21 protein-coding genes and 1 riboswitch are annotated in these 25,013 nt (G+C 64.6%); of the genes, 7 read left to right on the top strand and 14 right to left on the bottom strand.

Annotated features, from left to right (window positions below; all coding sequences use genetic code 11):
- Positions 1-131 precede the first annotated feature (131 nt).
- Positions 132-1,511, bottom strand: coding sequence for a 3'-5' exonuclease family protein (locus tag KI612_RS11450; protein ID WP_226440216.1), 1,380 nt, complete (start codon positions 1,509-1,511; stop codon positions 132-134).
- Positions 1,512-1,573: 62 nt separating this feature from the next.
- Positions 1,574-2,017 carry a PaaI family thioesterase gene (locus KI612_RS11445; protein WP_226440215.1) on the bottom strand — a complete coding sequence of 148 codons (444 nt, stop codon included), beginning with the start codon at positions 2,015-2,017 and terminating at the stop codon, positions 1,574-1,576.
- A gap of 156 nt (positions 2,018-2,173) precedes the next feature.
- Positions 2,174-2,373, top strand: a riboswitch (cobalamin riboswitch).
- A 161-nt stretch (positions 2,374-2,534) separates the two neighbouring features.
- Between KI612_RS11445 and KI612_RS11440 the strand changes: the two genes are divergently transcribed.
- The 3 genes from KI612_RS11440 to KI612_RS11430 all read left to right on the top strand — a co-directional run bounded on the left by KI612_RS11440 (position 2,535) and on the right by KI612_RS11430 (position 8,173).
- Positions 2,535-5,306 (top strand): ribonucleoside-diphosphate reductase subunit alpha, encoded by a 2,772-nt coding sequence (locus tag KI612_RS11440; protein ID WP_226440214.1) that lies wholly within the window; start codon positions 2,535-2,537, stop codon positions 5,304-5,306.
- Between the two features lie 73 nt (positions 5,307-5,379).
- Entirely contained in the window at positions 5,380-7,002 is a 1,623-nt protein-coding gene (locus KI612_RS11435; RefSeq protein WP_226440213.1) for an adenosylcobinamide amidohydrolase, read from the top strand.
- A 19-nt stretch (positions 7,003-7,021) separates the two neighbouring features.
- Positions 7,022-8,173, top strand: coding sequence for a ribonucleotide-diphosphate reductase subunit beta (locus KI612_RS11430; protein ID WP_226440212.1), 1,152 nt, complete (start codon positions 7,022-7,024; stop codon positions 8,171-8,173).
- Between the two features lie 54 nt (positions 8,174-8,227).
- On the opposite strand, the gene KI612_RS11425 is transcribed toward KI612_RS11430, so the two are convergent.
- The 7 genes from KI612_RS11425 to KI612_RS11395 all read right to left on the bottom strand — a co-directional run bounded on the left by KI612_RS11425 (position 8,228) and on the right by KI612_RS11395 (position 14,480).
- Positions 8,228-8,428 carry a hypothetical protein gene (locus KI612_RS11425; protein WP_226440211.1) on the bottom strand — a complete coding sequence of 67 codons (201 nt, stop codon included), beginning with the start codon at positions 8,426-8,428 and terminating at the stop codon, positions 8,228-8,230.
- A 283-nt stretch (positions 8,429-8,711) separates the two neighbouring features.
- Entirely contained in the window at positions 8,712-9,140 is a 429-nt protein-coding gene (locus tag KI612_RS11420; protein WP_226440210.1) for a hypothetical protein, read from the bottom strand.
- A 160-nt stretch (positions 9,141-9,300) separates the two neighbouring features.
- On the bottom strand, positions 9,301-9,771 hold the full coding sequence (locus KI612_RS11415; protein WP_226440209.1) for a VF530 family protein: 471 nt from the start codon (positions 9,769-9,771) through the stop codon (positions 9,301-9,303).
- A gap of 81 nt (positions 9,772-9,852) precedes the next feature.
- Positions 9,853-10,590, bottom strand: a complete 738-nt coding sequence (locus KI612_RS11410; protein ID WP_226440208.1) for a DUF2894 domain-containing protein — start codon at positions 10,588-10,590, stop codon at positions 9,853-9,855.
- Positions 10,583-11,227 (bottom strand): OmpA family protein, encoded by a 645-nt coding sequence (locus KI612_RS11405; protein WP_226440207.1) that lies wholly within the window; start codon positions 11,225-11,227, stop codon positions 10,583-10,585. Before KI612_RS11405 ends, KI612_RS11410 begins: the two co-directional genes overlap by 8 nt.
- Positions 11,228-11,229: 2 nt before the next feature.
- Positions 11,230-13,707: a DUF802 domain-containing protein gene (locus KI612_RS11400; RefSeq protein ID WP_226440206.1), complete on the bottom strand. Its 2,478-nt coding sequence runs from the start codon at positions 13,705-13,707 to the stop codon at positions 11,230-11,232.
- On the bottom strand, positions 13,704-14,480 hold the full coding sequence (locus KI612_RS11395; RefSeq protein ID WP_226440205.1) for a DUF3348 domain-containing protein: 777 nt from the start codon (positions 14,478-14,480) through the stop codon (positions 13,704-13,706). Before KI612_RS11395 ends, KI612_RS11400 begins: the two co-directional genes overlap by 4 nt.
- Positions 14,481-15,047: 567 nt before the next feature.
- Between KI612_RS11395 and msrA the strand changes: the two genes are divergently transcribed.
- A complete protein-coding gene (gene msrA, locus KI612_RS11390) occupies positions 15,048-16,358 on the top strand; it encodes a peptide-methionine (S)-S-oxide reductase MsrA (protein ID WP_226440204.1) in 1,311 nt (436 codons plus the stop codon).
- A 159-nt stretch (positions 16,359-16,517) separates the two neighbouring features.
- Positions 16,518-17,822 (top strand): hemolysin family protein, encoded by a 1,305-nt coding sequence (locus KI612_RS11385; protein WP_226440203.1) that lies wholly within the window; start codon positions 16,518-16,520, stop codon positions 17,820-17,822.
- A gap of 67 nt (positions 17,823-17,889) precedes the next feature.
- Here KI612_RS11385 and KI612_RS11380 read toward each other — a convergent pair whose 3' ends face one another.
- Genes KI612_RS11380 through eat form a run of 4 tightly spaced genes read right to left on the bottom strand, consistent with a single transcriptional unit; the run spans position 17,890 to position 22,396 of the window.
- A complete protein-coding gene (locus KI612_RS11380) occupies positions 17,890-18,744 on the bottom strand; it encodes a TorF family putative porin (protein WP_226440202.1) in 855 nt (284 codons plus the stop codon).
- Positions 18,741-19,595 carry an ethanolamine ammonia-lyase subunit EutC gene (gene eutC, locus KI612_RS11375; RefSeq protein ID WP_226440201.1) on the bottom strand — a complete coding sequence of 285 codons (855 nt, stop codon included), beginning with the start codon at positions 19,593-19,595 and terminating at the stop codon, positions 18,741-18,743. The genes KI612_RS11380 and eutC overlap by 4 nt, the downstream gene beginning before the upstream one ends.
- A complete protein-coding gene (locus KI612_RS11370; RefSeq protein ID WP_226440200.1) occupies positions 19,592-20,986 on the bottom strand; it encodes an ethanolamine ammonia-lyase subunit EutB in 1,395 nt (464 codons plus the stop codon). The genes eutC and KI612_RS11370 overlap by 4 nt, the downstream gene beginning before the upstream one ends.
- Before the next feature lie 21 nt (positions 20,987-21,007).
- Positions 21,008-22,396 carry an ethanolamine permease gene (eat, locus tag KI612_RS11365; protein WP_226440199.1) on the bottom strand — a complete coding sequence of 463 codons (1,389 nt, stop codon included), beginning with the start codon at positions 22,394-22,396 and terminating at the stop codon, positions 21,008-21,010.
- A gap of 324 nt (positions 22,397-22,720) precedes the next feature.
- On the opposite strand from eat, the gene KI612_RS11360 reads away from it, so the two are divergent.
- A complete protein-coding gene (locus tag KI612_RS11360) occupies positions 22,721-23,689 on the top strand; it encodes a helix-turn-helix domain-containing protein (RefSeq protein ID WP_226440198.1) in 969 nt (322 codons plus the stop codon).
- 33 nt (positions 23,690-23,722) lie between these two features.
- Complete coding sequence (locus KI612_RS11355) at positions 23,723-24,028, top strand: hypothetical protein (protein ID WP_226440197.1); 306 nt, start codon at positions 23,723-23,725, stop codon at positions 24,026-24,028.
- 187 nt (positions 24,029-24,215) lie between these two features.
- Here KI612_RS11355 and KI612_RS11350 read toward each other — a convergent pair whose 3' ends face one another.
- A complete protein-coding gene (locus tag KI612_RS11350) occupies positions 24,216-24,983 on the bottom strand; it encodes a class I SAM-dependent methyltransferase (RefSeq protein ID WP_226440196.1) in 768 nt (255 codons plus the stop codon).
- Positions 24,984-25,013: the final 30 nt, after the last annotated feature.

Raw genomic sequence — 25,013 nt, 5'->3', positions numbered from 1 at the left:
CCTGGCAGGAGGTTTCAGGACCGGTGTTTATGCGCATTCGCCCAGGGCCGGGAGCCGGTGGAATGCTTGCGACAACTTTATACCACACGGTGAAGATGGTTTTGGCGCGCCGTTGGCCGGCGATTCTGCGACTAACGCGGCTGGCGGGTGCAGGGCTTCAGCTTGCCGACGTACTTGGCGAGGATCTTGTAGGTGTCGCGCTCGAAAGCCGGGCGCGGCGCGGCGAGCAGAGCATCGATGTCGGACTCGCTCTTGACCGTGCCCAGGTAGCGCCAGCCGTCGATCAGGTGGGCTTCTTCGCCCTCGTGGATCAGGGCCGGGCCGGCGTAAGGCCAGGCGAGCAGTTTCAGCCCGGTCAGGGCGCCGACCAGGCGCATGCTGTGTTTGGCGAGCGGCTCGCTGCCGACGCAGGCGCCCTTGCAGCGCCGGATCTGGTGGCCGAAACAGGGCTTGCCGGGAATGCCCTTTTCCAGGCCGAGCAGGGTGTCGCACAGGTTGTGCGATTCGGCGAAGGTGCGCAGCACGTCGCGCGCTTCCTTTTTCGTCTTGAACAGGCCGTAACTCGATGTGTGCAGGTTGAACTCGATCTCGCGCGCCGAGCGCAGTTCCGGGCGCAGCCAGCCTTCGCCTTCGTCGACCAGCGTCCAGGTGCACACTTCGTCGTTCTTGCGCAACTGGCGGTTGAGGCCGGGCTGCATCGTCTTGACCAGGGCCGCCTCCTGCAACAGTGCGCCGATCTCCCCGGCCGTCTCCATCCAGTCGATGCGGCGGACCTGCTGCGCGATCGCCATTTCCTTGGCCGACTTGTGGTCGGCGGCAAAATGCGACAGCACGCGCTGGCGGATGTCCTTCGCCTTGCCGATGTAGAGCGGCAGATTGTTTTCACCGTAGAACAGGTAGACGCCGGGGCTTTCCGGCAGTTCGTCGAGGATCGCCGCATCGAGGTGCGGCGGCAGGCTGGGGTAGGCGTTCTGCGCGTCGAGCGCGGCGCTCAGCGCCTCGCCGCTACGGTCGACCTGGATTTTTTGCCAGAATTGATGGATCAGCTGCGCATCGGCGAGTGCCCGGTGGCGTGCCGCCGCCTGCAGGCCGTGGCGCTCGATCAGCGAGTCGAGATTGTGCCGCTTGTGCTCCGGATACAAGGCGCGCGACAGCTTGACGGTGCACAGCACGGAAGCGCGGAAATCGATGCCCAGGCGCTTGAACTCGGTTTTCAGGAAGCCATAGTCGAAGCGCGCATTGTGCGCGATGAACAGCCGCCCCTGCAGGCGTTGCAGCGCCTCGGCGGCGACATCCTCAAACGGCGGCGCCGTCGCCACCATGGCATTGCTGATACCGGTCAACTGCTCGATGAAGGGCGAAATCGACACGCCGGGATTGACCAGCTGCTGCCACTCACGCACGGAACCGTCGGCATCGACCTCGACGATGCCGATTTCGGTGATGCGGTCAAAGGCGGCGGTGGCACCGGTGGTTTCGAGGTCGACGAAGGCGAGGGGTTTGCGGTGCATGGCGGGGCGGAAATCGGGACAGGCCGCGATGATACCGCCAGAACGGGCAAGCCCGCTGTTGCTTACTTCTCGCTCTTGCCGTGCATCACCATGATCGTCTGCTGCATGATGGCGCACAGCGTTTCCTTGCCGTCCTTGCAGGCATAGACCTCGGCCTTGGTCACGATCAGCGTGCGTCCCGGCCGGACCACCTCGCCGCGGGCAACGAGGGTCTCGCCATCGGCGGGAGCGACCAGGTTCATCTTGTATTCGACGGTCAGTACCGAGGCGCTGGCCGGTACCACGGTCATTGCCGCGTAGCCCGCCGCCGAGTCGGCAATCATGCCGACCACGCCGCCATGGACGTAGCCATGTTGCTGCTCGACGCCTGCCCAGTGCGGGATGTGGATTTCCGTACGGCCGTGTTCGATCAGCGGCAGGCTGGCGCGAATCAGCTGCATCGCGTTTTGCCTGGCAAAGCTGGCGGCGACGCTGGTCTTGAAGTCGGGGTTGGCAATGTGCGCCATGGTTTGTCTCCGTTTTTTTGGTCTTGGGCCGGACTCACTTTAGAGTGGCGTTGACGTATACGTCAAGCTTGGCTTGCTTACCGTATTTAGTGGTTTGTCTGGTTGAATCTACTGCATGTAGTGTTTTTTGCTTGACGTCATCATCGCGCCCCCTTTAGACTGCCGTCCATTGAAGGTTCCCCGCAAGGGGATTGAAAGGGAATCCGGTGCCAGGTCTTCGACCTGTATCCCGGGGCTGCCCCCGCAACTGTAATCGGCGAGCGTTTCGCCACCCCATGCCACTGGATGCGTCCGGGAAGGCAGGTGAAACGCGCTGAGCCGAGAGCCAGGAGACCTGCCTCAATGTGTCCTTTTTCATGATTTTGGGGCGGGGTGTCCCTGACGAGAGGTTTTTGCGTGGTCTCTTGCCGTTTGTCCGTTGTGTCGAGCCGTGTTCGGGATGCTTCCCGTTGCACCGGTCGGCCTGCGCCAGCGGCCCGCGCACTCGGTTCTCCGCCCCCCGATACGGAGAATCGCCTTGCAATCCAATGTCCAGTCTCTCTCTGCCGCTAATCAGTTCGCGGTAGCTGCCCTGCAGGTCATCCGCCGCAACGGCGCGCTCGTCGCCTTCGATCCCGACAAGATCGCGGTTGCGCTGAGCAAGGCTTTTCTCGCCGTCGAGGGCAGCCAGAGCGCGGTGTCCTCGCGCATCCGCGAACTGGTTGCCCGCCTGACCCAGACCGTGGTCAATTCGCTGACCCGGCGCTCGCCGGACGGCGGCACGGTGCATATCGAGGACATCCAGGACCAGGTCGAACTGGCGCTGATGCGCGCCGGCGAACACGATGTTGCCCGCGCCTACGTGCTTTACCGCGAACGCCGCGCTGCCGAGCGGGCGGCCAGCCAGCTTGAGGAAGTCAGCGTTGCCGAACTGCACGTGCTCGACAACGGCGTGCGCCTGCCGCTCGATCGCGCGCTGCTGCTGAATAATTGCGAAGCCGCCTGCTTCGGTCTCGGCGACGTGGTGTCGGCCAGGACGATCTATGAAAGCGCCTTGAAGAATCTCTACGACGGCGTGCCGCTGGCCGACGTCTACCAGGCGCTGATCCTCGCCGCGCGCACGCTGGTCGAGCGCGAACCGGCCTACAACCAGGTCACCGCCCGCCTGCTGCTGGCCAGCCTGGGGCGTGAAGTGCTCGGCCGGGCAGTGACGCTGGATGAGCTCGCAACGGTCAACGCCGAATATCTGCCCGTTTTCATCAAGCAGGGCATCGCCGCCGAACTGCTCGACTCGCGCCTCGCCACCTACGATCTGCCGCGCATTGCTGCTGCGCTGAAACCCGAGCGCGACCTGCAGTTCGGCTATCTCGGCCTGCAGACGCTGTACGACCGCTACTTCCTGCACATCGAAGGGCGGCGCATCGAGCTGCCGCAGATTTTTTTCATGCGTGTCGCGATGGGCCTGGCGCTCAACGAAATCGACCGCGAAGCCCGCGCCATCGAGTTCTACGACCTGATTTCCAGCTTCGATTTCATGTGCTCGACGCCGACGCTGTTCAACAGTGGCACGTTGCATTCGCAACTGTCGTCGTGCTACCTGACCACCGTCGCCGACGATCTCGAGGGCATCTACCAGTCGATCAAGGAAAATGCCTTGCTGCAGAAATACGCCGGCGGCCTGGGCAACGACTGGACGCCGGTGCGTTCGCTGGGCAGCCGGATCAAGGGTACCAATGGGCAGAGCCAGGGCGTGATTCCCTTTTTGAAGGTAGTCAACGACACGGCAGTCGCCGTGAACCAGGGCGGCAAGCGCAAGGGCGCGGTCTGTGCCTATCTCGAAACCTGGCATCTCGACATCGAGGAGTTCCTCGACCTGCGCAAGAACACCGGCGACGAGCGCCGCCGCACGCACGACATGAACACCGCCAACTGGATTCCCGACCTGTTCATGCAGCGCGTCATGGAAAACGCTGAATGGACGCTGTTCTCACCGGTCGACGTGCCTGATTTGCACGAATTGTGCGGCGCCGAATTCGAGGTCGCCTACCTCGGCTACGAAGCGCAGGCGGCCAGCGGTCAACTCAAGCTGCACAAGAAAATCCCCGCCGTGCAGCTGTGGCGCAAGATGCTGACCATGCTGTTCGAGACCGGCCATCCGTGGATCACCTTCAAGGATGCCTGCAACCTGCGCTCGCCGCAGCAGCATGTCGGTGTCGTGCATAGCTCGAACCTCTGTACCGAGATCACGCTGAATACTTCGGATTCGGAAACCGCCGTCTGCAACCTCGGTTCGGTCAATCTGCTGGCGCACCTCAAGGACGGCCAGCTCGACCAGGCCAAACTGGCGCGCACGATCAACACCGCGCTGCGCATGCTCGACAACGTTGTCGACATCAATTTCTATGCGACGCCCAAGGCGCGCAACGCCAACCTGCGGCATCGCCCGGTCGGCCTCGGTATCATGGGCTTTGCCGATTGCCTGTACGAAATCGGCCTGCCTTACGCGTCGACCGCGGCGGTGGAATTCGCCGACCAGACCATGGAAGCCGTCTGCTACCACGCCTATTCGGCCTCCAGCGAACTGGCGCGAGAGCGCGGCCGCTATTCCAGCTTCACCGGCAGCTTGTGGGATCAGGGCATTTTGCCGCTCGACTCGATCCGGCTGCTCGAGGCAGGGCGGGGCGGTTATCTCGAGGTGAATCGTGAATCGAGTCTCGACTGGGCCGCGCTCAAGGAACGCATCGCCCGTTACGGCATGCGCAATTCCAACTGCGTGGCGATTGCGCCGACCGCGACCATCTCCAACATCGTCGGCGTCTCGGCCAGCATCGAGCCGACCTACCAGAACATCTACGTCAAATCCAACCTCTCGGGTGAGTTCACCGTCGTCAACGACGCGCTGGTCCGCGACCTGAAAGCGCTCGATCTGTGGGACGAAGTCATGGTCGCCGACCTCAAGTATTTCGACGGCTCGCTCGCCCGCATCGAGCGCGTGCCCGACGAACTCAAGGCGCGCTACGCGACGGCCTTCGAGATCGACCCGGTGTGGCTGATCGAAGCCGCCGCCCGCCGGCAGAAATGGATAGACCAGGCGCAATCGCTGAACCTCTATCTCGCGCTGCCCTCCGGCAAGAAACTCGACGAGATCTACAAGCTGGCCTGGACGCGCGGCCTGAAAACCACCTACTACCTGCGCACCCTGGGTGCCAGCCAGGCCGAAAAGGCGGGCGGGCGCGACGACTCGGTGGTGCAGGAAGAGGCGCCGAAGTTCTGTGCGATTGACGATCCGACTTGCGAGGCGTGTCAGTGACGGGAAGGGACGTGCAAGCCAAGCCGGCGCGCCGGGTTAAGCTTGCCGCCTTTCTGTATCACGAGACATTTCGATGAAATCCTTCTTCGCTTCCTGCCTGCGTCCGGCGCTGGCCTTGCTGCTGGTGTTGCCCGTCTGCGCCCTGGCGGTCGACCTCGATTTGCCGGCCGAAATCGGCGCCACGGCGCAGGTCGACCGCAGCGAGCGCGATGGCCTCTGGGAAAAGACCCTGGTCGTGCGCTTTGCCGGCGAGCGGCGCGCCTTGTCGACCAGCGACGGCCCGCTCACGGCGCGCGCCGCCCTCAACCAGGCGGCGCATCCGCTGCTCTGGAGGAAGCTGGGTGCCGACGGCAAGCGCTACAGCGAAGAACGACGCGCCGCGACGGCGGGGCGTCTGCAACTGCCGCCGGCCGCCGTCGCCGAGATGTCTACGGCGGCCGACATGGACAATCTCGCCATCGTCACGCGCCGGCATGGCCCGCTGACGGTGACCGTGCTGGCCACGGCCGGGGCGAAGAGCAACGCCATCCGCACCGGCGTCGATGCCGGCGCCTACATTGAAGGTGCCAACGACGAAAAAACGCCTGCCGGCACCATCAACATCATGGTCCTGGCCAATATCGAACTCAGCGACGCGGCGCTGGCCCGTGCCCTGATCACCATCACCGAGGGCAAGACGGCGGCGCTCGAAGACCTCAAGGTGCCGAGCAGCTACACGAAAGAGGTGCAGGCGACCGGCACCGGCACCGACAGCATCATCGTCGTTTCCGGCACGGCGGCGCCGCGCGCCACTTACACCGGCGGTCATAGCCGCATCGGCGAGCTGATCGGCAAGGCGACCTACGCGGCGGTGGTCGAGGCGCTCGGCAAGCAGAACGGCTATTTCCTGCCCGGCAGCAAGCGCTTCGGCGACGCCGCGGCCGGCCCGGCCAAAGCCGCCGGCGACCTGCGTCTCGCCTTGCTGCATCTCGATCCCGTGCCGGGCGACATCGTCGGCAACCGGGCGCGTATCGAAGACGGCATCCGCGCGGCAGTGCGCCACGGCGCCGACTGGGTGGTGACGCCGGAACTGGCCGAAACCGGCTACAACTTTGCCAAACGCGTCGGCACCGACTGGATCGCGCCTTTCCCCGATGCCTGGATCAGCAGCCTGGCCGCCATCGCGCGCGACAACGGCGTCGCGCTCTTCGTCGGTTTCGCCGAGCGCGACGCGCAGACCGGCAAGCTGCACAATAGCGTCGCCGCCATCGACCGCAGCGGGCGCATTCTCGGTGCCTACCGCAAGCAGCGCCCGGTCGGCCAGGCCGAAGCCTGGTCGTTGGCCGGCACCGAAGGCACGCCCTTCATGGTCGATGGCATCGCCGTTGGCACGCTGATCTGCGCCGATGCCTGGCGTCCCGATGCGGCCGCCCAACTCGCGGCGCGCGGCGCAAAGATCCTGCTCTCGCCGGCCAACTGGCCGCCGGTCGACGGCATGGGGCCGGGCGACGTCTGGGAAAAGCGTTCGCGCGAAACCGGCATCCCGTTGATCGCCGTCAATCGTGGCGGCCGCGAGCCGGAACTCGATTTCTCGCTGGGGCAGAGCGCCGTCTCGCTCAAGGGCAAGCGCCTGCACAGCTTCACCGCCGCCGAGGGCGGCATCTTCTACGTGGACTGGAATCGCCGTCAGCGCTTCCGGGCCGTTCGCACCGACTGACACCGAGGTTCAAACCATCATGAATGCCGCCTTCCGCTTCGACGACTGGGACACCCCGTCGCAACCTGCCGCCCCGCAAAGCCCGGCGGTCAACGTTGAAAATGCCGCGAAAGCCGTGGTCGACCGTGTGGCGCCGGCCATTCCTGATCAAGCCGGCACGCCGTCGCTGGCGCCGATCAACGCCGCCGACAAACGCATCGTCAATGGCAAGGCCGACATCAACCAGCTCGCCCCCTTCAAGTACCCCTGGGCCTGGGAGTTCTTCCTCAAGGCCAACCGCAACCACTGGACGCCGCTCGAAATCAGCATGGCGCAGGACGTGCACGACTACCACCACAAGCTCAGCCCGGCCGAGCGCCACGTTTTCGAGAACGTGCTGGCCTACCTGACGACTTCCGACATCCTGGCCATGCGCAACATCGGCCTCGCCGTCATGGAGAAGATGAGCGCGCCCGAACTGCAGATCTACCAGGCCCGCCAGGTCTATGAAGAAGCGCTGCACACCTGGACCTACCAGCACTGCATCGAAAGCATCGGCCTCGACCAGCAGGAAATCTACAATCGCTACCGCGTCGTGCCCGAGATCCACGGCAAGATCGCGCTCGCCAACCGCCGGCTGGAGCGCGTCATGCGCGCCGACTTCGATCTGACCAATCGCGCCAACCTGCACGAATTCGCGCTGTCCTACTTCTTCTTCGCAGTGATCTTCGAAGGCTGCTGGTTCTACAACGGCTTCACGCCCATCTTCGCGCTGCAGCGGCGTGGATTGATGAAAGGTACCGCCGAACAGTTGCAGTACATCATGCGCGACGAGGTGTTGCACTGCGCCTTCGGCATCCGCGTCGTGCGCGAACTGCTCAAGGAAGAAAACCTGGAACTCGACCCGCAGGCCCTGCGCACGCTATGGGACGAAGCCGAGGCCGCCGAGCGCGCCTACGCCGGCTACATCCTGCGCGAACCGATTCTCGGCTACAACGCCGAACTGCACGTCCAGCAATTCCGCTTCGTCGCCAACCGGCGGGCGCGTCAGGTCGGTGTCGAGGAACCTTTCCCCGGTGCCGAGAATGTGCTGCCCTGGCTGGACGAACAGGCCAACCTGAGGAAGGAAAAGAACTTCTTCGAGACGCGCGTCACCGAATACCAGACCGGCGGGGCGCTGGCCTGGGATTGAGCCGGCTGGCCAGATTCGGCGGCGCTGCTCGCCGACTGAATCCGCCGGGCAGCCTCAAGCCGGGTTTGTCGCATTCGCCACACCGCCGGTCAGGCAGGCGAAACGCGCCGGCAGGTCACCTGGCAGGCGCCAGCCGAACAGCAGTTCCTCGGCATCGGCCAGCGAAGCGCCGGTGCACAGCACTTGTTCGGACAAATGGGCAAAAGCGGCAAGGCGCAGCCAGAACATGGTTTCTTCGTTGAGTCGGCAAGTCATGCTGTTCTCCCGGTGGTTTCCTGTGTTCGCTGCGAGTCACGCAATGTTTGTTCCATGCGTGAAAGTGCTGCTCAGAGGGCTAGCGGGGCGGCACAGGCACGCCGGCGGTGCATTGCCGGCACCGGGGAAGTGCGTTGGTTTGTTGGCGAGGGAGTGTCGGGCGTGTTTCCGTGCGGCGCAGGGTGCTTGCCGGCGTTTGCTGTCTTGACGCAAGCCCGGCAACTCAGATCGGCTCGCAGCGCCGGGCCTTTGCTGCCACTACGCCATCACGACTGACTGCGACTCAGGCTTCATCCCTGGAATATCTGGAAGCCGCATCCTTGTTGCGCTTTCTCTCCCGCAAATGAAGGGCGAGATAGGCGGTGAGCAGAACGGCGAGCGCTCCCCTGGTATAGGTCGCGGGGAGGGCGAGCCAGGCAGCAAGTGCCGTGACAATCAGCAGCCAGACGAGATGGGCGGGAAGTGCCGGATACCTGTTGTCGCGCAGGAAACTGCGACATAGCGGGCAAGTCGGCTTGAGTTGGCGGGGGACGTACCATTTGGCACCGGCTGGCCACAACTCGTGGCGTGGACGGTCGAAGCGGCCTGCACAGACCGGGCAGGGATGCTTGCCTTGGGGCGGCGCATCAAGTTCCGCCCGGATCTTTGCCGCACAGTCCGTACACACGGCATCGGGGCTCGCCAGCACCTTGCCGCAGCCATCGCATCGCATATTCGTTGTCACCATTCGGACTGGGTTCCGCGAGGAATATGGAACAGTCACTCAGCGCAGGTGGTTCTGAGGACTGATCCTGTTTGCTGTCAGATCCTGAACGACGCCCTGGCCTGTGATGCGTGGGGCTGTAGCTTGCGGTCTGCCGGCAAGGCCGGATTCATTTCCGCCACTTCGCCCAGGGATCCGTATCGGAAGAAACCGCGGGCTGCGCGTAATTCGATTTGCGCTGCTCCGGGCTGCTGCGGCGGGTCGTGCCGGCGTCGTGTTCTGCCGCTTTTCTGGCGCGCTTTTCGCGCAGGCGTTCTGCGTCTTCCAGGCTCAGTTCGGCCGGTTCGCCCGGGGTTTGTTCCGGCGGAATGATGCGGTCGCGCGGCGGCAGTTCGAACTGTTCGTCCGAGGCGCGCGGCAGGCTCTTGAATTTGTAGAGATAGAAGGCTTCGACTTTCTGGCGCGCCCAATCGGTCTTTTTCAGGAACTTGACGCTGGATTCGATGCTGGGATTACTTTTGAAGCAGTTGATATTCAGATAGGCGTAGAGGATTTCGAAACCGTAGTAGTCGACGATCTCGGTCAGCATCTGTTTCAAGCCAAGGCCGTGCAAGGGGTTGTTGCTGTAATCAATATCCATGGGGATGGAAGCCCGGAAATAGGTGGTCAATGCGGGATTATACCTGTCGCGATACGGCCAATTTGGCTGGGCGATGGCAAATCAGCGGCTGGCTGCGCTGCGCTTCGTGCTGCGTGTCTTCTTTTCTCCCTCGCCGGTCGCTGCGCGGGTGGGCACGGGTTTGGTCGGGTCGGCGTGGTCCAGCCAGATCAAGGTGTCGATGTAGGACATGAAGCCTTGCAGGTAGTCCGGCGCGATGTCGCGCATGCGTTCGAGGCTGCGCAGGACGAGGTGCTGCGAGTTCATCGGGCCGGCGTTTTCCGGGGCCTGGGCGAGGGTTTGGGTCAGTTGCTGTTCGGTGCTGAGCTTGGACCACTCGTTGCGGAAATAGGCCACCGACTTGAGCTCCGGGCCTTGCCGGTTGCGGCTGGCTGAGACGCTTTTGGAATCTTGCCCAAAATTGCGGTTGACCGGTGGAGCGCTCGCCGCGGCTGGTTTTTCGCCCATCTGCGCAGACGCGTGCAGGCCGATATAGGCGAGCAGTTCGGCGAGCGGGCTGGCGCTGTTTTTCGGCCCGGCTTTGGCAGGCGCGAGGGCCGGGCGGCCGGCGAGTTCGCTGGCGGCGGTGCTGATTCTGGCGTTGAGCGAGAGACGGATGGCGTCCGGCTGCGTCGCGGCACGGCGGGCGAGGGCGACGAGATAGGCAAAGCGGACGGGGGCGCGGGCGGCGGCGCCGCTGGCGCTCAGCGCTTCGAGTTCGGGCGGCAGGGCGGTCGACGCCGCCGTGGCGGCCATTTCGTCCGGATCGCCTTGCGCGGCGAGCTCGCCCGTTTCAGCCATTGCCTTCCTTGCCGTTGGTGCGCGACTTGGGTACTGGTGCCATTTCGACGCGGCGGTTGCGGGCGCGGCCGTCGGCGTCGCTGTTGGCGGCGACCGGCTGCTGCGACCCGAAGGCGGCAGCGAAGACCGACGAGGACGGCACGCCATCCTCGATCAGCGTGCGCGTCACGGTCAATGCGCGCTGGGCCGAGAGTTCCCAGTTGTCGGCGAACTGGCGGTTGCTGCCGCGCACCGGCGTGTCGTCGGTAAAGCCGCTGACCATCAGCATCTGCTCGCTGGCACCGAGATAGGCGGCGATCGGTTCGGACAGGCTCTTCAGCAACTGCTTGCCTTCCGGCTGCAACTGGTCGGAATTGAGCGCGAAAAGCACGTTGCCGCTGATGCCGATCTTGCCGTTGTTGAGCGTTACGCGGCCGGAAGCGAGCGGGCCGGCCAGCGCCTTTTCCAGGGCTTCGCGGCGTTGTTCTTCCTGCTGGCGTTTCTGGATTTCGGCTTCGAGGCTGCTCACCAGTTCGAGCTGCACGCCGAGCACGCCGACCAGGATCAGCACGAAGGCGCCGAGCAGGCCGGCCATCAGGTCGCCGAAGACGGCCCAGACCGGTGTCGCGTGTTCGCCGCCGGCGTCGATGTCTTCCATGCTCAGGCCTCGCTACCTGTGGCGCGTTGCAGGTCGTCGACCATCTTCTTCTGCGACATGATGCTGAGGTCGATGATTTCTCGGGCCTGGGCAACGTAGTAGGCAAGCTGCTCGTCGCTGCGCGTTAGCGACTTGGCGAGGCCGCTTTCGATGCGTTGCAGCGCCGTCAGCATCTTGTCGTTCGATTCGCTGAACAGTTGCACGGCGTGGCCGAAAGCCTCGCCCAGGCTGGCGACTTCGAGGGCGCCGCCGGTGATGCTGGCGCCGATGTCGACCAGTTTGCCGGCTTCGCTCTCGACCTTGGCGGCGAACTGGCTGCCGGCGCGTTCGAGCAGCTCGGCGGACGAGGCGACCAGCGCGTCGATGGCGCTGCGCTGCTCGGTCGAGGCGTGGTTGATGGCGTCGAGCAGGGCGCCCAGGGTTTCCATGATGCGGCTGCGTTCTTCGAGCAGGCTGTTGTCGCGCGCCATGCTGGCCGACAGTTCGTGACGCAACTGGCCGATGACTTCGGCGGCGGCCTTGGGCGCTTCGGCGGCGGTCTGCATCAGGCGCGTGACTTCGGCGATGGTCGTCTCGGCCTGGCGCTGGTGCGTGGCGACCAGTTCGCGCGCCGTCGTGCCGAGCGTGCCGGTGATCTGTTCCTGCTGCGCCAGCGTCGCCTGACCGGCCTGCTGCCATTGCGCTTCGAGCTGGCCGGCCATCGCCGTGAGTGTGTCGGCAAAACCGGCCTGTCGGGCCTGTTCACCGCTCGCCCATTCGTTCTGCCAGGCGGCCTGGGTGGCACGCAGCTCGGCGAGCAGCGCGGCACTGCGCTCGGCGAAGGTGGCGGCGAGGCTGGTCTGTGTCTGATCGAGGGCCTGCGTCAGGCGCTCGCTGGCCTGTTCGTGCTTGGCCAGCGCGCCGCTCCAGGTGGCGGACACCGTCTGCACGGCGCCGTCGAAACGCTGGGCGATGCCATCGAGCTGGCTGGCGACCTGCTGGCTGAGGGCAGTCTGCTGCGCCTGCGTGGTCTGCGCAAAAGCGGCGTGACTGGCGGCGAGTTCGCTGCGCAGCGCGGCATGCGTGCCGTCCACGGAGTCGAGCAGCGCTTGCGAGCGCTCGCCGAAGGTGTCGGCAAAGGCGCCCAGGGTGTTCTGCAACTGCTGGTTGAGGGCCTCGCTGCTGTTGCTGTGCTGGGCGAGCGCGCCTTGCCAGGTGGCGGCGACCTGGCTGACGGCCTGGTCGAGGCGGGCGGTGACGCCGTCGAACTGGCTGGCCAGCGTCGCGGCCAGTTGCTGCTGGCTGGCGGCGCTGCTTGCGGCGAGCGCGGCGTGCTGTTGCGCGGCGTCGGCCTGCAGTTTGCCCTGGGTGCTTTCGAGCGAGGCGAGCAGCGCCGCCGAGCGTTGTTCGAAGGTCTCGGCGTAGGCGTTGAGCGCGGCCTGCTGTTGCTGCTGTTGTGCGTCGGTCGCCTGTTCGTGGTGGGTCAGGGCTTGCGTCCAGGTGTCGCTGACCGTGCTCACGGTTTGCGCGAACTGGCCGGTGATGCCGTCGAGCTGGCGTTCGACGGTGCCGAACAGCTTGTCGTGCAGGCCGCGCGTCTGGTCGGCGATGCTCGTCATGGTGGCGGTGACGACGGGCTGTATGGTCTGCGCCGCAACCGTCGCGCTGTCCTGCAAACTGGCCTTGAGCGAGCGGTCGACCGACTGGGCGAGGTCGGTATAGAGGCCCTTGGCTTCGGCATGGAAGCTCTGCTGCCCGGCGAGCAGTTGTTCGCCGAGCTGGCGGCTCTGTTCGGCCATGCGGCTCATCATGGTGTCGAGCTTGCCGACCAGTTCGGGCAGCGCCTGGGCCTGCGCCTGCAGGGCCTTGAAGGTTTCCTGGCGCTGGTAGCTGAGCGAGAAGTCGCGCAGCACGCCGGCGATCTTGCTGTCGAGCAATTGCCCGACTTGCAGGCGCTCGCGCCGGCAGAGTGCCGAAATCAGGCCGAGCATGGCCGAGGTGGCGACACCGGCGACCGAGGTGCCGAAGGCGACGCCGAGGCCCTTGACCGGGGCGGCGAGCGCGGCGCGGATGGTCTGCAGGTCGGTGGTGCTTTCCAGCGCCAGCACCGCGCCGTTCAGCGTCACGACCATGCCGAGGAAGGTGCCGAGCATGCCGAGCAGCACGAGCAGGCCGACCAGGTAGGGCGTGATGCCGGGGCCGGGCAGGGCGACGCGTTCGCCTTCGATACGCAGGCGAACCGCGTTCTGCAGTGCGGCCGGCACCTGTTGCAGCCATTCGCCGAGGTGGCCGAGGTCGTCCGGGATGCTGCGCAGCGCCTTCGCCAGCGCCTCGGTATTGGCGTGGAAACGGCGCATTTCGAGGGCGCCGGCGACATAGACCCCGGCGATCACGCAGGAGACGCTGAAGGCCAGCGTATGGCCGCCGATGTAGCCGATGGCGACCCAGACGACGGCGATCAGGCCGAGGAAGAAGGCGGAGAGACTGAGATTGCGGTTCATTGGGGCTTTGTTTCCATAGATTCACTCGCGCTGCCGGCGGCGGCAATCAGGCCGGCGGCCGGTTTGAGGCGCAGTTCCAGTTCGGCGAGCAGCATGGTCTGGGCATCGTGGCAGAAGGCGTCGAGCCAGCTGCCGGCTTGCGTCCACTCGACGGGGTTGTCCACGGCGTCGGCAGCCAGGGCGGCACGGTGTTCGGCGTAGCGCTGATCGAAGCGTTTGCCGAGCAGGATGGGAATGTTGCTCAGCAGGTTGCGCTCGCGGACGGCGAGGATTTTTTCGAAGGTGGCGTCGAGGTCGGCGAGTTTTCGTCCGGCCGCCGACTGAGCGGCCAGCGCCTTGCGGGCATTGGCGCGCAGCGCCGTGATCGCGGTGTTCATGTCGCGCTGGTGGGCGAGGTAGTAGCGGTGGTAGGGCGAGAAGTCGGCGGCGCTGTCGGCTGTCGCATTCGGCAGCGGCGTCGGAAAGGGAATGCGGACCGGGCTGTCGGTTGGCGCGGGGTTGAACACGCCATCGTTCTGGATCGAAGTGCTCAGGTTGCCGCGCACCCGCGCCAGCTGGGCCGCCAGGTCGGCATTGGCGGACGGCGCGGACGTGCTGCTGCCGGCCTCGTGGTTGAGGACCGAAAACAGCGTCAGCGCATCCGAGAAGTCCAGCCACTGCCCGAGGCGTTCGCCGAAGTCGTATTTCGGCTCGGCGACGTTGGGGAGGGTGTCGGACAGGACGCGGACGAGGGCAGAGCGGTTGAAAGTGGCGCGGTGCAATTCACGCGTCATGATCGTGGCCAGGTTCGACGTCGAAAGGGGCCGCAAGGCTACTACAACTTTGCGACGCGGTCAGCGGTCTGCTGCAGGCAGCGTGCGCGCGGCGATCCTGCGTGCCGGTGTACTTCATGGTGAAAAGCGGATTTTCAGGTATTTTCGGTCGGTTCCAAGAAGCAGCCCACGATCTTTGAATGATCACATATCTGTGCACCGGTACCGCTTCGCCGGGCCTTTAACCCCTCCCAACCTCCCCTTGTCAGGGGAGGCGTCAGCGCTTCCGGCGTCAGCTTGGTCTCCCTCCCCTGACAAGGGGAGGGCCGGGGATAAGCAGAGACTTAGCCGCCGTAGTTTGGCGGCTTAGTCGGTTGCTTAGTAGTTTCATCAGGGGGTTGCATGACCAGCAATAAATCGTGATCCGCTTGTAAGAAATCCGCCCGTGCCGGCGACTAAAGGGAACCACTGAGCAATCAGGCCGTCCACCACAGGCGAAAGGCGGCGTGCCGGCGTATTTGCCGGTCGGCTTTCTTCGCCAGCGAAAGGCAAGCAATGTCACCCCGACGACTCATACAAGGAATCATCTTGGCCATCTCTACCAGCTTTCTGATTGGCGCCTGCGCCGACGACAAGGCGGCCGGCAAGGCCGCCAAGGATCAGGCCAGACCGGCCGTTACCGACAGCATCGTGCTCGGCATGGGCTGTTTCTGGGGCGCCGAGAAGCGCATGGCCGCCATTCCCGGCGTGCTCGATGTCGAAAGCGGCTACGCCAACGGCGAAATCGCCGGCACCTACGAAGCCGTGCTCGCCCAGGAGAAACTGCTGCGCGCCGGCAAGGCAACGCAGCGCAACCACGCCGAAGTGGTCAAGGTCACTTTTGATCCGGCCAAGGTCAATCTGGAAAAGATCCTTGTCCAGTTCTGGGAAAGCCACAACCCGACACAAGGCGACCGTCAGGGCAACGACGTCGGTACCAATTACCGCAGCGCCGTCTATAGCCACAACGATGCCCAGCAGGCGCTGGCGCTGAAGACGCGCGACACCTACCAGTCGGCGCTGACCGCCGCCGGTTATGGCAAGATCACCACCGACATCGCGCCGCTGAAAAAGTATTTTTCCGCCGAGGAATACCACCAGGATTACCTGGTCAAGAACCCGAACGGCTACTGCGGCCTGGGTGGCACCGGTGTCAAATATCCGGTGACTGGCGCGGCAACGACGCCGATGCCGGCGACCGCTGCAGTCAAGGCGCCGCGCCTCGATGCCAAGGCGCTCAATTTCGACCGCCAGCTGATCGTTTTCGAAGGCGAGGACTGCGCCTACTGCCGCAAGTTCAAGGCTGACGTGCTCGATCACTGGCAATCGCCGGTCGCCATCGTCAGCACGCTGAACCCCGAAGCGCCGGCCGGCTGGACGCTGGAAAAGGCGCTGTTCGCGACGCCGACCATCGTGCTCTTCGAGAAGGGCAAAGAAGTCTCCCGTTACACCGGCTACAGCGGCGAGGCGCCGCGCTTCTGGCAGTGGCTGGGTTTTCACCTGCTCACCCCGGCGCAGCAGAAGATCGCCTTCGAGCAAGGCACCGAGCGTCCCGGCACCGGCTCCAATCTCGATGAGAAGCGGCCCGGCACCTTCGTCGATCCGATTTCCGGCGTCGCGCTGTTCCGCAGCGATACCAAGTTCGAGAGCGGCACCGGCTGGCCGAGCTTCTTCAACCCGCTGCCCGGTTCGATCACGCTGCACGAGGATGTCAGCATGGGCATGAAGCGCGTCGAAGTGCGCAGCGCCAGTTCCGGCATCCATCTCGGCCATGTCTTCGACGATGGCCCGCCGCCGACCGGCAAGCGTTACTGCATCAATGGCAACGTGCTGAAATTCGTGCCGGACAAGGCGAAGTAGTCGCCCAGCGGTCGACGCTGGAAAAAGGCTGTTTTTCCGGTGTCGACCGTAAAAAGCCTTGCTGTCGCTAGCACTGGCTGATGGAAAGGGGTCGCGCTCCGGTACTATTCAGGCATTCGAATTCAAGGAAAGGTGCAGGGCACATCCCGTGTCCGCGATATGGGTAGTAGCTTTTTGCTGGTGGTGGTTGCGCTCGTTCTCGTTGTTCTGAACGGTTTTTTCGTGGCGGCAGAGTTTGGCCTGGTCAAGCTGCGGCCGAGCCGGGTCAAGGCGATTGCCAAGACTTACGGCTGGCGGGGCCGCATTCTCGCCAAGGTGCATCAGGATCTCGAAGCCTACCTGTCGGCCTGCCAGCTCGGCATCACGCTGGCTTCGCTCGGCCTCGGCTGGGTTGGTGAGCCGGCCTTTGCCGACCTGCTGCGACCTTTCCTCGGCGCGCTCGGCATGACCAGCGAGGAGCTGATCCACGGCATTGCCTTCGCGGTCGCCTTCTTCATCATTTCCTACCTGCACATCGTGGTCGGCGAGCTGGCGCCCAAGTCGATGGCAATCCGCATCACCGAGAAAGTCGGCCTGTGGACGGCGCCCGGCCTTTACGCCTTCTACTGGGCGATGTATCCGGCGATCTGGGTGCTCAATCACAGCGCCAACTGGGTGCTACGCAAGGTCAATCTCGACGTGCAGGCCGGCCACGACAGCCATTATTCGGCCGATGAACTCAAGCTCATCCTGCGTTCGTCGCGCGCCGATGCCGACTTTGCCGGCGACGAATGGCGTGTTCTCGCCCAGGCCCTCGATTTCCGCGATTTGAACGTCGCCGACCTGATGCGCCCGTTCAACGAAGCCGTGCCGCTGTCGGCCAGCGACGATATCGAACTCAGCCTGGAGCGCATCGTGCTGCACCGCTTCAGCCGCTATCCCTATCTCGCCGACGACGGGCAGGCCAAGGGCGTCATCCATTTGAAGGACATCTTCATCGCGCTGCGCAAGGACCCGGACCTCGCCTCGCTCGACAAGCTGGTGCGGCCGGTGATGATCGTTTCGCCCAACCTGTCGGCGACCGAGCTGTTCCGCCGTTTCCGCCAGGGCGCGCCGCATTTTGCCGTGGTTGCCTATGGCGACGGCCATCCGATCGGCTTCATCACGCTCGACAACCTGCTCGGCGCGCTGGTCGGCGAGATTCGCGACGAGTTCCGGCAGACCCACAACGAATGGTCTAAGCTCGACGATGGCTCGCTGATCGGCAAGGGCAGCCTGCCCATCTTCACGCTGGAGCGGGCGCTCGGCATCGACATCGATGAAGCCGGCGTCGATTCGGTCGGCGGCCTCATTCTGCAGAAACTTGGCGATCTGCCCGAGGAAGGCCAGCGCATTTCCTTCCCGCAGTTCGATGCCGTGGTCAAGAAAATGACCGGGCCGCGCATCGTGCTGATCCGGATCATTCCGGCGGCAGAGCCGGTGTAACAGGCAAAAATGAAGCGGGCCGGGATGTGATTCCCGGCCCGCTTCACTTTCCACGACGTGTGCTGGCTCAGAAAGCCTTGTTCACGCTGACGAAGAACTTGTCGCGGGCGATGTCGGAGGCCGACGTGCCGTTGGCCAGGCTCAGGAAGTTCTTGTAGGCATTCGGTTCGCTCGACACCGAGTAGGAGGCGCCAACCGTCCAGCCGTCGGCGAAGGCCTTGCTGACGCCGGCCTTGAAGTAGGTGATGTCGAGGCCTTTCGAGTTGCGGATCATTTGATGCCCAAGCTGGCCGTTGACCGTCCAGCCTTCGGCGACTTCATAGGCGGCATTGAGTTCGACGAAGGGCGAGTAGCGCGTGCTGCCGGTGACGCCGGCAGCGGCGTCGCCGAAGAAGCCGCCATTGACCGGTGAATTGTTGGTGCTCCAGCCGAAATACTCGGTCAGCGTCGCGCCGGTCTTGAAGGTCAGCCATTCGTAGCTCAGTGCCACCGAGGCTTCCAGCGTGTTCAGGCTGTTCTTGGCATTGAAGCCGGCGAATACCGAGTCGTTCCAGTTGGCGCCGGGGTAGGTGTAGTAGATCAGGCCGAGGTCGTAGCCGACGGTATCGGCGATCTTGCCGCGATAGCCGCCGTAGATGTCGAGTTCGACAGTGGCGCCGGGCAGCCAGTGGTCGGAGACGTTGGATGCGGCGACACCGACATAGGCGCCGGAAGCGTGATCGGCTTCGGCGCTGACCTGCAGGGCGGGCTTGCCCCAGGTCTGCGACTGGCCGCGGAAGATGTAGTCGCTGACCACGCCGACATTGACCGGGAAGGTCCAGGCGGCATCGCCGTCGGCCAGGGCCGGGGCGGCAGTGCCGAGAGCGGTCGCGGTGAAGGCGAGCAGGACGGCAGCGCGCAGCTTGCGGGAAGAGGATGTCATGCAGGGATCTCCAGGAGGTTCAAGGTGGGAAAAAAAGGTGGGGCGGTTTCCGGCGCGGCAAAGCGCGGCCCGGTTTCCGCAGTGGCCAGCGCCGGCGCGTCGCTGTCGTCCTTGAGATCGACGCCGGTACGGCCAAGGCGGCGCGCGCCGTCGATCAGGAAGGCGAGCTTGCGCGCGGCTTCGGCGTAGGGCAGGCCTTCCGGCCGGACGTTCGAGATGCAGTTGCGCTGTGCATCGTTCAGGCCGGGGCGCGGCCCGGCAGTCAGGTAGAGGCCGAGGCTGTCGGGCGAGGACAGGCCCGGCCGTTCGCCGATCAAGACCACAACCTGTTCGGCGCCAAGCAGATGGCCGATCTCGTCGCCGAGCGCGACGCGTGCCTGGGTGGCGATGATCAGCGGCTGGCTGCTCAGGTCAGGGATGTGCGCGCGCAGGGCGGCGAGAAATGCCCGCGTGTGGCTGCTGGTCGCCAGCGAGGACAAACCGTCGGCGACGACGATGGCCAGCCGCGGCCGGGCCGGCCAGTGGTTTTTGCCGTTTTCAACGAGTCGACCGCTACAGGCTGGAGCGAGCCGGCGCCCGTAATCCGGGCGACGCAAGTAAGTGGCGCGGTCGGCGGCCTGGCTTTGCACGGCCAGGGTCCGGAAACCGTCGGCCTGCAATTCGCCGGCGAGCAGATCGACGTCGAGCGCCGTATGCACCGCGTCGCGCGCCTGGGCATGCGCCGTGCCGAAGCGCAGCACTTCGCGCGTTGGCAGGCTGACGCCGGCGCGGCCGAGGGCGACGCGGGCGCGCGTCAGGCTTTGCAGTTGCTGCCAGGGGTCGGGCGTCAGGATGGCCGGTTTCTGGCTCATGGCGCCTCCTGGATACTTTCGGCTAGCCCGAGCAGCGGGTATTGGCTGCTCTGGGCGAGCAGTTCGCCGCGGTAGTCGGTGATGCGCATCTTCTCCAGCCATTCCTCGAATTCCGGCGCACGCCGGCGGTCGAGCACGCGGCGCAGGTAGAGCGCATCGTGGAAGGAGGTGCTCTGGTAATTGAGCATGATGTCGTCGGCGCCGGGCACGCCGATGATGAAATTGATGCCGGCGACGCCGAGTAGCGTCAGCAGCGTGTCCATGTCGTCCTGGTCGGCCTCGGCATGGTTGGTGTAGCAGATGTCGCAGCCCATCGGTAGACCGAGCAATTTGCCGCAGAAATGGTCTTCAAGGCCGGCGCGGATGATCTGCTTGCCGTCGTAGAGGTATTCCGGGCCGATGAAGCCGACCACGGTATTGACCAGCAGCGGCTGGTAACGCCGCGCCAGGCCGTAGGCGCGCGCCTCGATGGTCTGCTGGTCGACGCCGTGGTGGGCGTTGGCCGAGAGCGCGCTGCCCTGACCGGTCTCGAAATACATCACGTTGTTGCCGAGCGTGCCGCGTCCGAGTTCGCGCGCCGCCGCGTTGGCCTCGTCGAGCAGCGCGGCGGAAACGCCGAAACTGCTATTGACGCCCTCGCTGCCGCCGATCGACTGGAAGACCAGGTCGACCGGCGCGCCCTGGTCGATGGCGCGCAGCGTATTGGTGACATGGGTCAGGATGCAGCTTTGCGTCGGCACCGCGTATTGCTCGCGGAAATCGTCGATCAGGCGGAGCAGGGCGGTGATCGCCGGCAGGCTGTCGGTCGCCGGGTTGATGCCGATCACCGCGTCGCCGGCACCGTAGAGCAGACCGTCGAGCATCGAGGCGGTGATGCCGCGCGGATCGTCGGTCGGATGGTTGGGTTGCAGGCGCACGGCGAGCCGGCCGGGCAGGCCGAGGGTGTTGCGGAAACGGGTGATGACCGAGCACTTGGCGGCGACCAAAATCAGGTCCTGGTTGCGCATCAGCTTGCTCACCGCCGCCACCATCTCCGGCGTCAGGCCGGGCGCCAGCGCCGTCAGGCTGGCCGTGTCGGCGGCATCGGAAAGCAGCCAGTCGCGGAACTCGCCGACCGTCAGCCCCGCTACCGGCAGGAAGGCACCGGCGGCATGGCTGTCGATGATGATGCGGGTGACTTCGTCGTCTTCGTAGGGAATCACCGCCTCGTTGAGGAAGTGGGCGAGCGGGATGTCGGCGAGTACAAGGCGCGCCGCCATGCGTTCTTCTTCGCTGGCCGCCGCGACGCCGGCCAGCATGTCGCCGGAGCGGGCCGGGCTGGCCTTGGCCAGCACCGCCTTGAGGTCGGGAAAGACATGGCGGTGCAGGCCGAGGGTGCAGGCGTGGATCATGATGCGTTTCCTGGCGTTCGCTTACTCGGCCTCGACGGCCAGTTCAGCAAAAGGGAGGGCGGCGCGCTGGGCGTGGGTGATCCGGAAGTAGCCGTAGCCGACAGCCAGGATCAGCACGAAGAGGCCGGCCAGGGTCGGGTTGAACCAGGCCACGGTGCCCAGGCAGACCAGCGAACCGGCCAGTGCGATGGCCGGGAAGACCGGGTAGAATGGCACCTTGTACGGACGGGCTAGGCGCGGTTCGCTGGCGCGCAGCTTGAACAGTGCGGCTATGCTCAGGGCGTACATGAGCAGGGCGCCGAATACCGACATGGTGACGATGTTGGCGGTCAGGCTCTGGCCGCCGAAGGACAGTACCTCGTCGCTGAAGATCGCGGCGATGCCGATCAGGCCGCCGGCGATGATGGCGCGGTGCGGCGTCTTGAAGCGCGGGTGGATCTTGCCGAGCCAGCCCGGCAGGTAGCCGGCGCGGGCCTGGGCGTAGATCTGCCGCGAGTAGCCGAGGATGATGCCGTGGAAGGAAGCGACCAGACCGAACAGGCCGAGCCAGACCAGCATGTGCAGCCAGCCGCTCGATTCGCCGACGATGGTCTTCATGGCTTGCGGCAGCGGGTCGTTGATGTTGGCGAGCTTGGTCCAGTCGCCGACGCCGCCGGCAAAGACCATGACGCCGATGGCCAGCACAACCAGGGTGAGGATGCCGCCGGTGTAGGCGATCGGGATCGAACGCTTCGGATCGCGCACTTCCTCGGCGGCCATGGCAACGCCTTCGATGGCGAGGAAGAACCAGATGGCGAACGGGATGGCGGCGAAGATGCCGGTCAGCGAAGCGAGCGAGAACTCGTCGGCGCCGCTCCAGCCGCCGGCCGTGAAGTTGGCGAGCGAGAAGCCGGGGGCGACGACGCCCATGAAGACGAGCAGTTCAAAGATGGCGAGGATGGTGACGAACAGCTCGAAAGTTGCGGCAATGGTCACGCCGATGATGTTGAGGCCCATGAACACGACGTAGGCGCCGGTCGCCGCGATCTTCGGATCGAGCGCCGGGAACTGCACGTTGAGATAGGCGCCGATGGCGAGCGCGATGGCCGGCGGCGCGAAGATGAATTCGATCAGCGTCGCCATCCCGGCCAGGTAGCCGCCGGTCGCGCCGAAGGCATGGTAGCTGTAAGCGAAGGGGCCGCCGGCGTGCGGGATGCTGGCGGTCAGTTCGGTGAAGCTGAAAATGAAGGTGCCGTACATGATGGCGACCATGATGGTGGTGACCAGAAAACCGAGGGTGCCGGCCGTCGCCCAGCCGAAACTCCAGCCGAAATACTCGCCGGAAATGACCAGGCCGACGGCAATGCCCCACAGTTGCCAGGTGCCGAGGCTGGCCGAGAGGCCGTGCGCCGAATGGGAAGGGGTAGTCATGATGTGCTCCGAAAAATGTTGGTGACTGCATCTTCGAACAGGCGGCGGCACGACACATATCAAGAATCAGCACCGCAATATCAAAAATCGGCACAAATGGCGGTCGACCGTAAAAAATCCTGCGTTTTGCACCGCGGCAGTGCCCGAAAACCGGGAAATGCACCACGCCGGACGGCATTGCGCCCGGTTTTGCCTATTTTTCCGTCATGACCTGCAAGCGGCGTGCCCGCTGCCGACGCCAATCGCGAAAACGGCATAGGCAATTTGCGCCGGATGGTACGGGCCTTGCATCAATACGCGCGACAGCAACAGCGGAAAGCCACCATGAGCGCACTCACCACCTCCCATCCGGCCTTTGCCCGGCCACTGCGCCGCGAGATCCGGGCGCGCGATGCGGACGAGCATGCGCGCAACCTGTCGCAGTGGGATCAGCGCTACGACCAGCTTTCGGCCGGCAGTTTCAGCGGCGAAGTCACCGAACTGTGGCTGCCCAAGACCCAGGTTTTCGTTGAACGCGCCAACCAGCAATTGCGCCAGACCTGCGCCGCCTGGCCGAACTCGGTGTGGTTCGGCATTCCCGACATGGCCGACGGCCTGATGGCAATGGGCGGCAAGCAGCTGTCGTCACGCGCCGTCTGCATCCGCGACGGCGGCGCCGAATTCGACCTGCTCACGGCGCCGGATTTCGACCTGTTCGGCGTCGTCGTCGACCGCGAAAGCTTTGCCCTGCATCTCGACGCCACCCGCCATCTCGATCTCGACCGCCTGCTGCAGCAGGGCGACGTGCGCGACCTGGCGCCGGGGCGCAAGGAACATCTCTGTCGCAAGCTGGCCAACATCCTCGCCGACGCCAACAGCAGCGAAGCCGACAGCGCAGCGGTCGACGACCTGCAGGGGCGCATTTTCGAAGCCCTGGCCGGCGTGCTGACCAGCCAGGATTCGCAGCCGGCGTCGCTCAATCGCACCCGCCTGCAGCACCAGCAGGTCGTGGACAAGGTGCGCCGCCGTGTTCTCGAGCAGCCCGACGCGCCGCCCAGCGTTGCCGAACTCTGCGAACAATTCCACATCAGCCGGCGCGCCCTGCAGAACTGCTTCGAAGACGCCACCGGCCTGGCGCCGCTCGCCTACGTGCGCAGCCTGCGCCTCAACGAAGTGCGCCGCCAGTTGCGCGCCAACACGGCGCGGCCGATCTCCTGCATCGCCTACGACTGGGGCTTCTCGCACCTCAGCCAGTTCGCCCAGGACTACCGCCGCCTGTTCGGCGAACTGCCCTCCGAAACCCTGCGCAGCTGAGCCAGCCAGAAGCCAAGTACCGGAAACCCGTCCATGACCCATCGCCATTCCGGCTGCCCGCTCTGCGGCGGCCAACTGACCGCTCTCGACCTGCTCAACGCCTGCGACGAACTCGCCGACGCCAGCCTCGGCATCCTCTCTGCGCGCTGCCCCTACTGCCAGGGCCGCCTCGAAATCCACCCGGCCGCCGGCCGCATCGAGATCGGCTACATCGTCGGCCAACGCTTCGACGTCGCCTTCAGCCTCGACTGCGCCGGGCTGGAAGTGCTGGCCGATGCGGGTGATGGCAGCTTGCGTCTGCGGATGCCGGAAAAGGGGTGGGAGTTTCGGGAAGAGTGAAGGGCGTTTGACGCTGCCGCTTTCCAGCGGTCAACAGGATGAAATCATCGTTTTTCCGGTGTCGACCGCGGTTGTTCGCTGCGGCGACTTTGATGCGCCCGTCCGTCGGACAGGACTGGATATACCCGGCTTCGGCTTTGCCGTATTGTTCAGTGAAGGCGAATGGAGGCCAAGGACAGCAGGAGCCTCAAACCTGCTTTTCCGAACCCGTCAGATGCGCAGCCCATGCCGGCATGTTGGTATGGAAAACATGAAAGAGATCGGAAAAGCTGCCGAAGTTGAATCCGGAATCCTGGGCAAGCAGCGTCAGGCTCTTGCGCGAGAACAGGCTGATATGTCCGTTGCGCGGCGATGCATACCACCAGTTCAGTCTTTCATTCGGACGAATGTTGCCGTCGGATAGCAGCGTGGAAAACATCAATACGCCGTTTTCGGAAAGCAACTGCCAGATGTCGCACATCAGTTGCTGCACGTCCGGCACATGTTCGAAGACCTCGAAGGCCGTGATCAGGTCGAACTGCCCCAATTGATCAAGGGTGACATCCCGGTTCTCAAACGGGTCATAAGACAGCGAATTCCAGCCGTAGTCGCGCAGGATTTCTGCGAGACTGCCCGATCCGCCGCCGTAATCGAGGTGCCTGACCGTGGGCGGCAAGGCCGGAAACAAGGCCACAAGATTGTCCGCATTGGCTTGCGGTCTCGTTTCGAGATAATCCGGGTCAATAAGGACGTATTGGTCGTTGTAAATCCTCTCTGCGAACTCATCCAGCGACCAGTTCATTATTTCCGGTGCGAAACAGAAGCCGCAATTGCCGCAGTGTGCGTAGTAAACGGGAGTTCCCGAAAGCGGCAGGAACTTGCCGCTCGCTTCTTCGCATGACTTGTTGAGATCCACTACATCCAGCAAGGCAGAGGCTTTCCGACAAACCGGGCAGGTCAGGTTTTTGTTGTCCATGAATCGGGAATTGACTTTGACTAAGCAGGT

Source organism: Quatrionicoccus australiensis, from assembly GCF_020510525.1.
Taxonomy (GTDB): domain Bacteria; phylum Pseudomonadota; class Gammaproteobacteria; order Burkholderiales; family Rhodocyclaceae; genus Azonexus; species Azonexus australiensis_B.
This window is presented reverse-complemented; position numbering and strand designations above follow the sequence as displayed.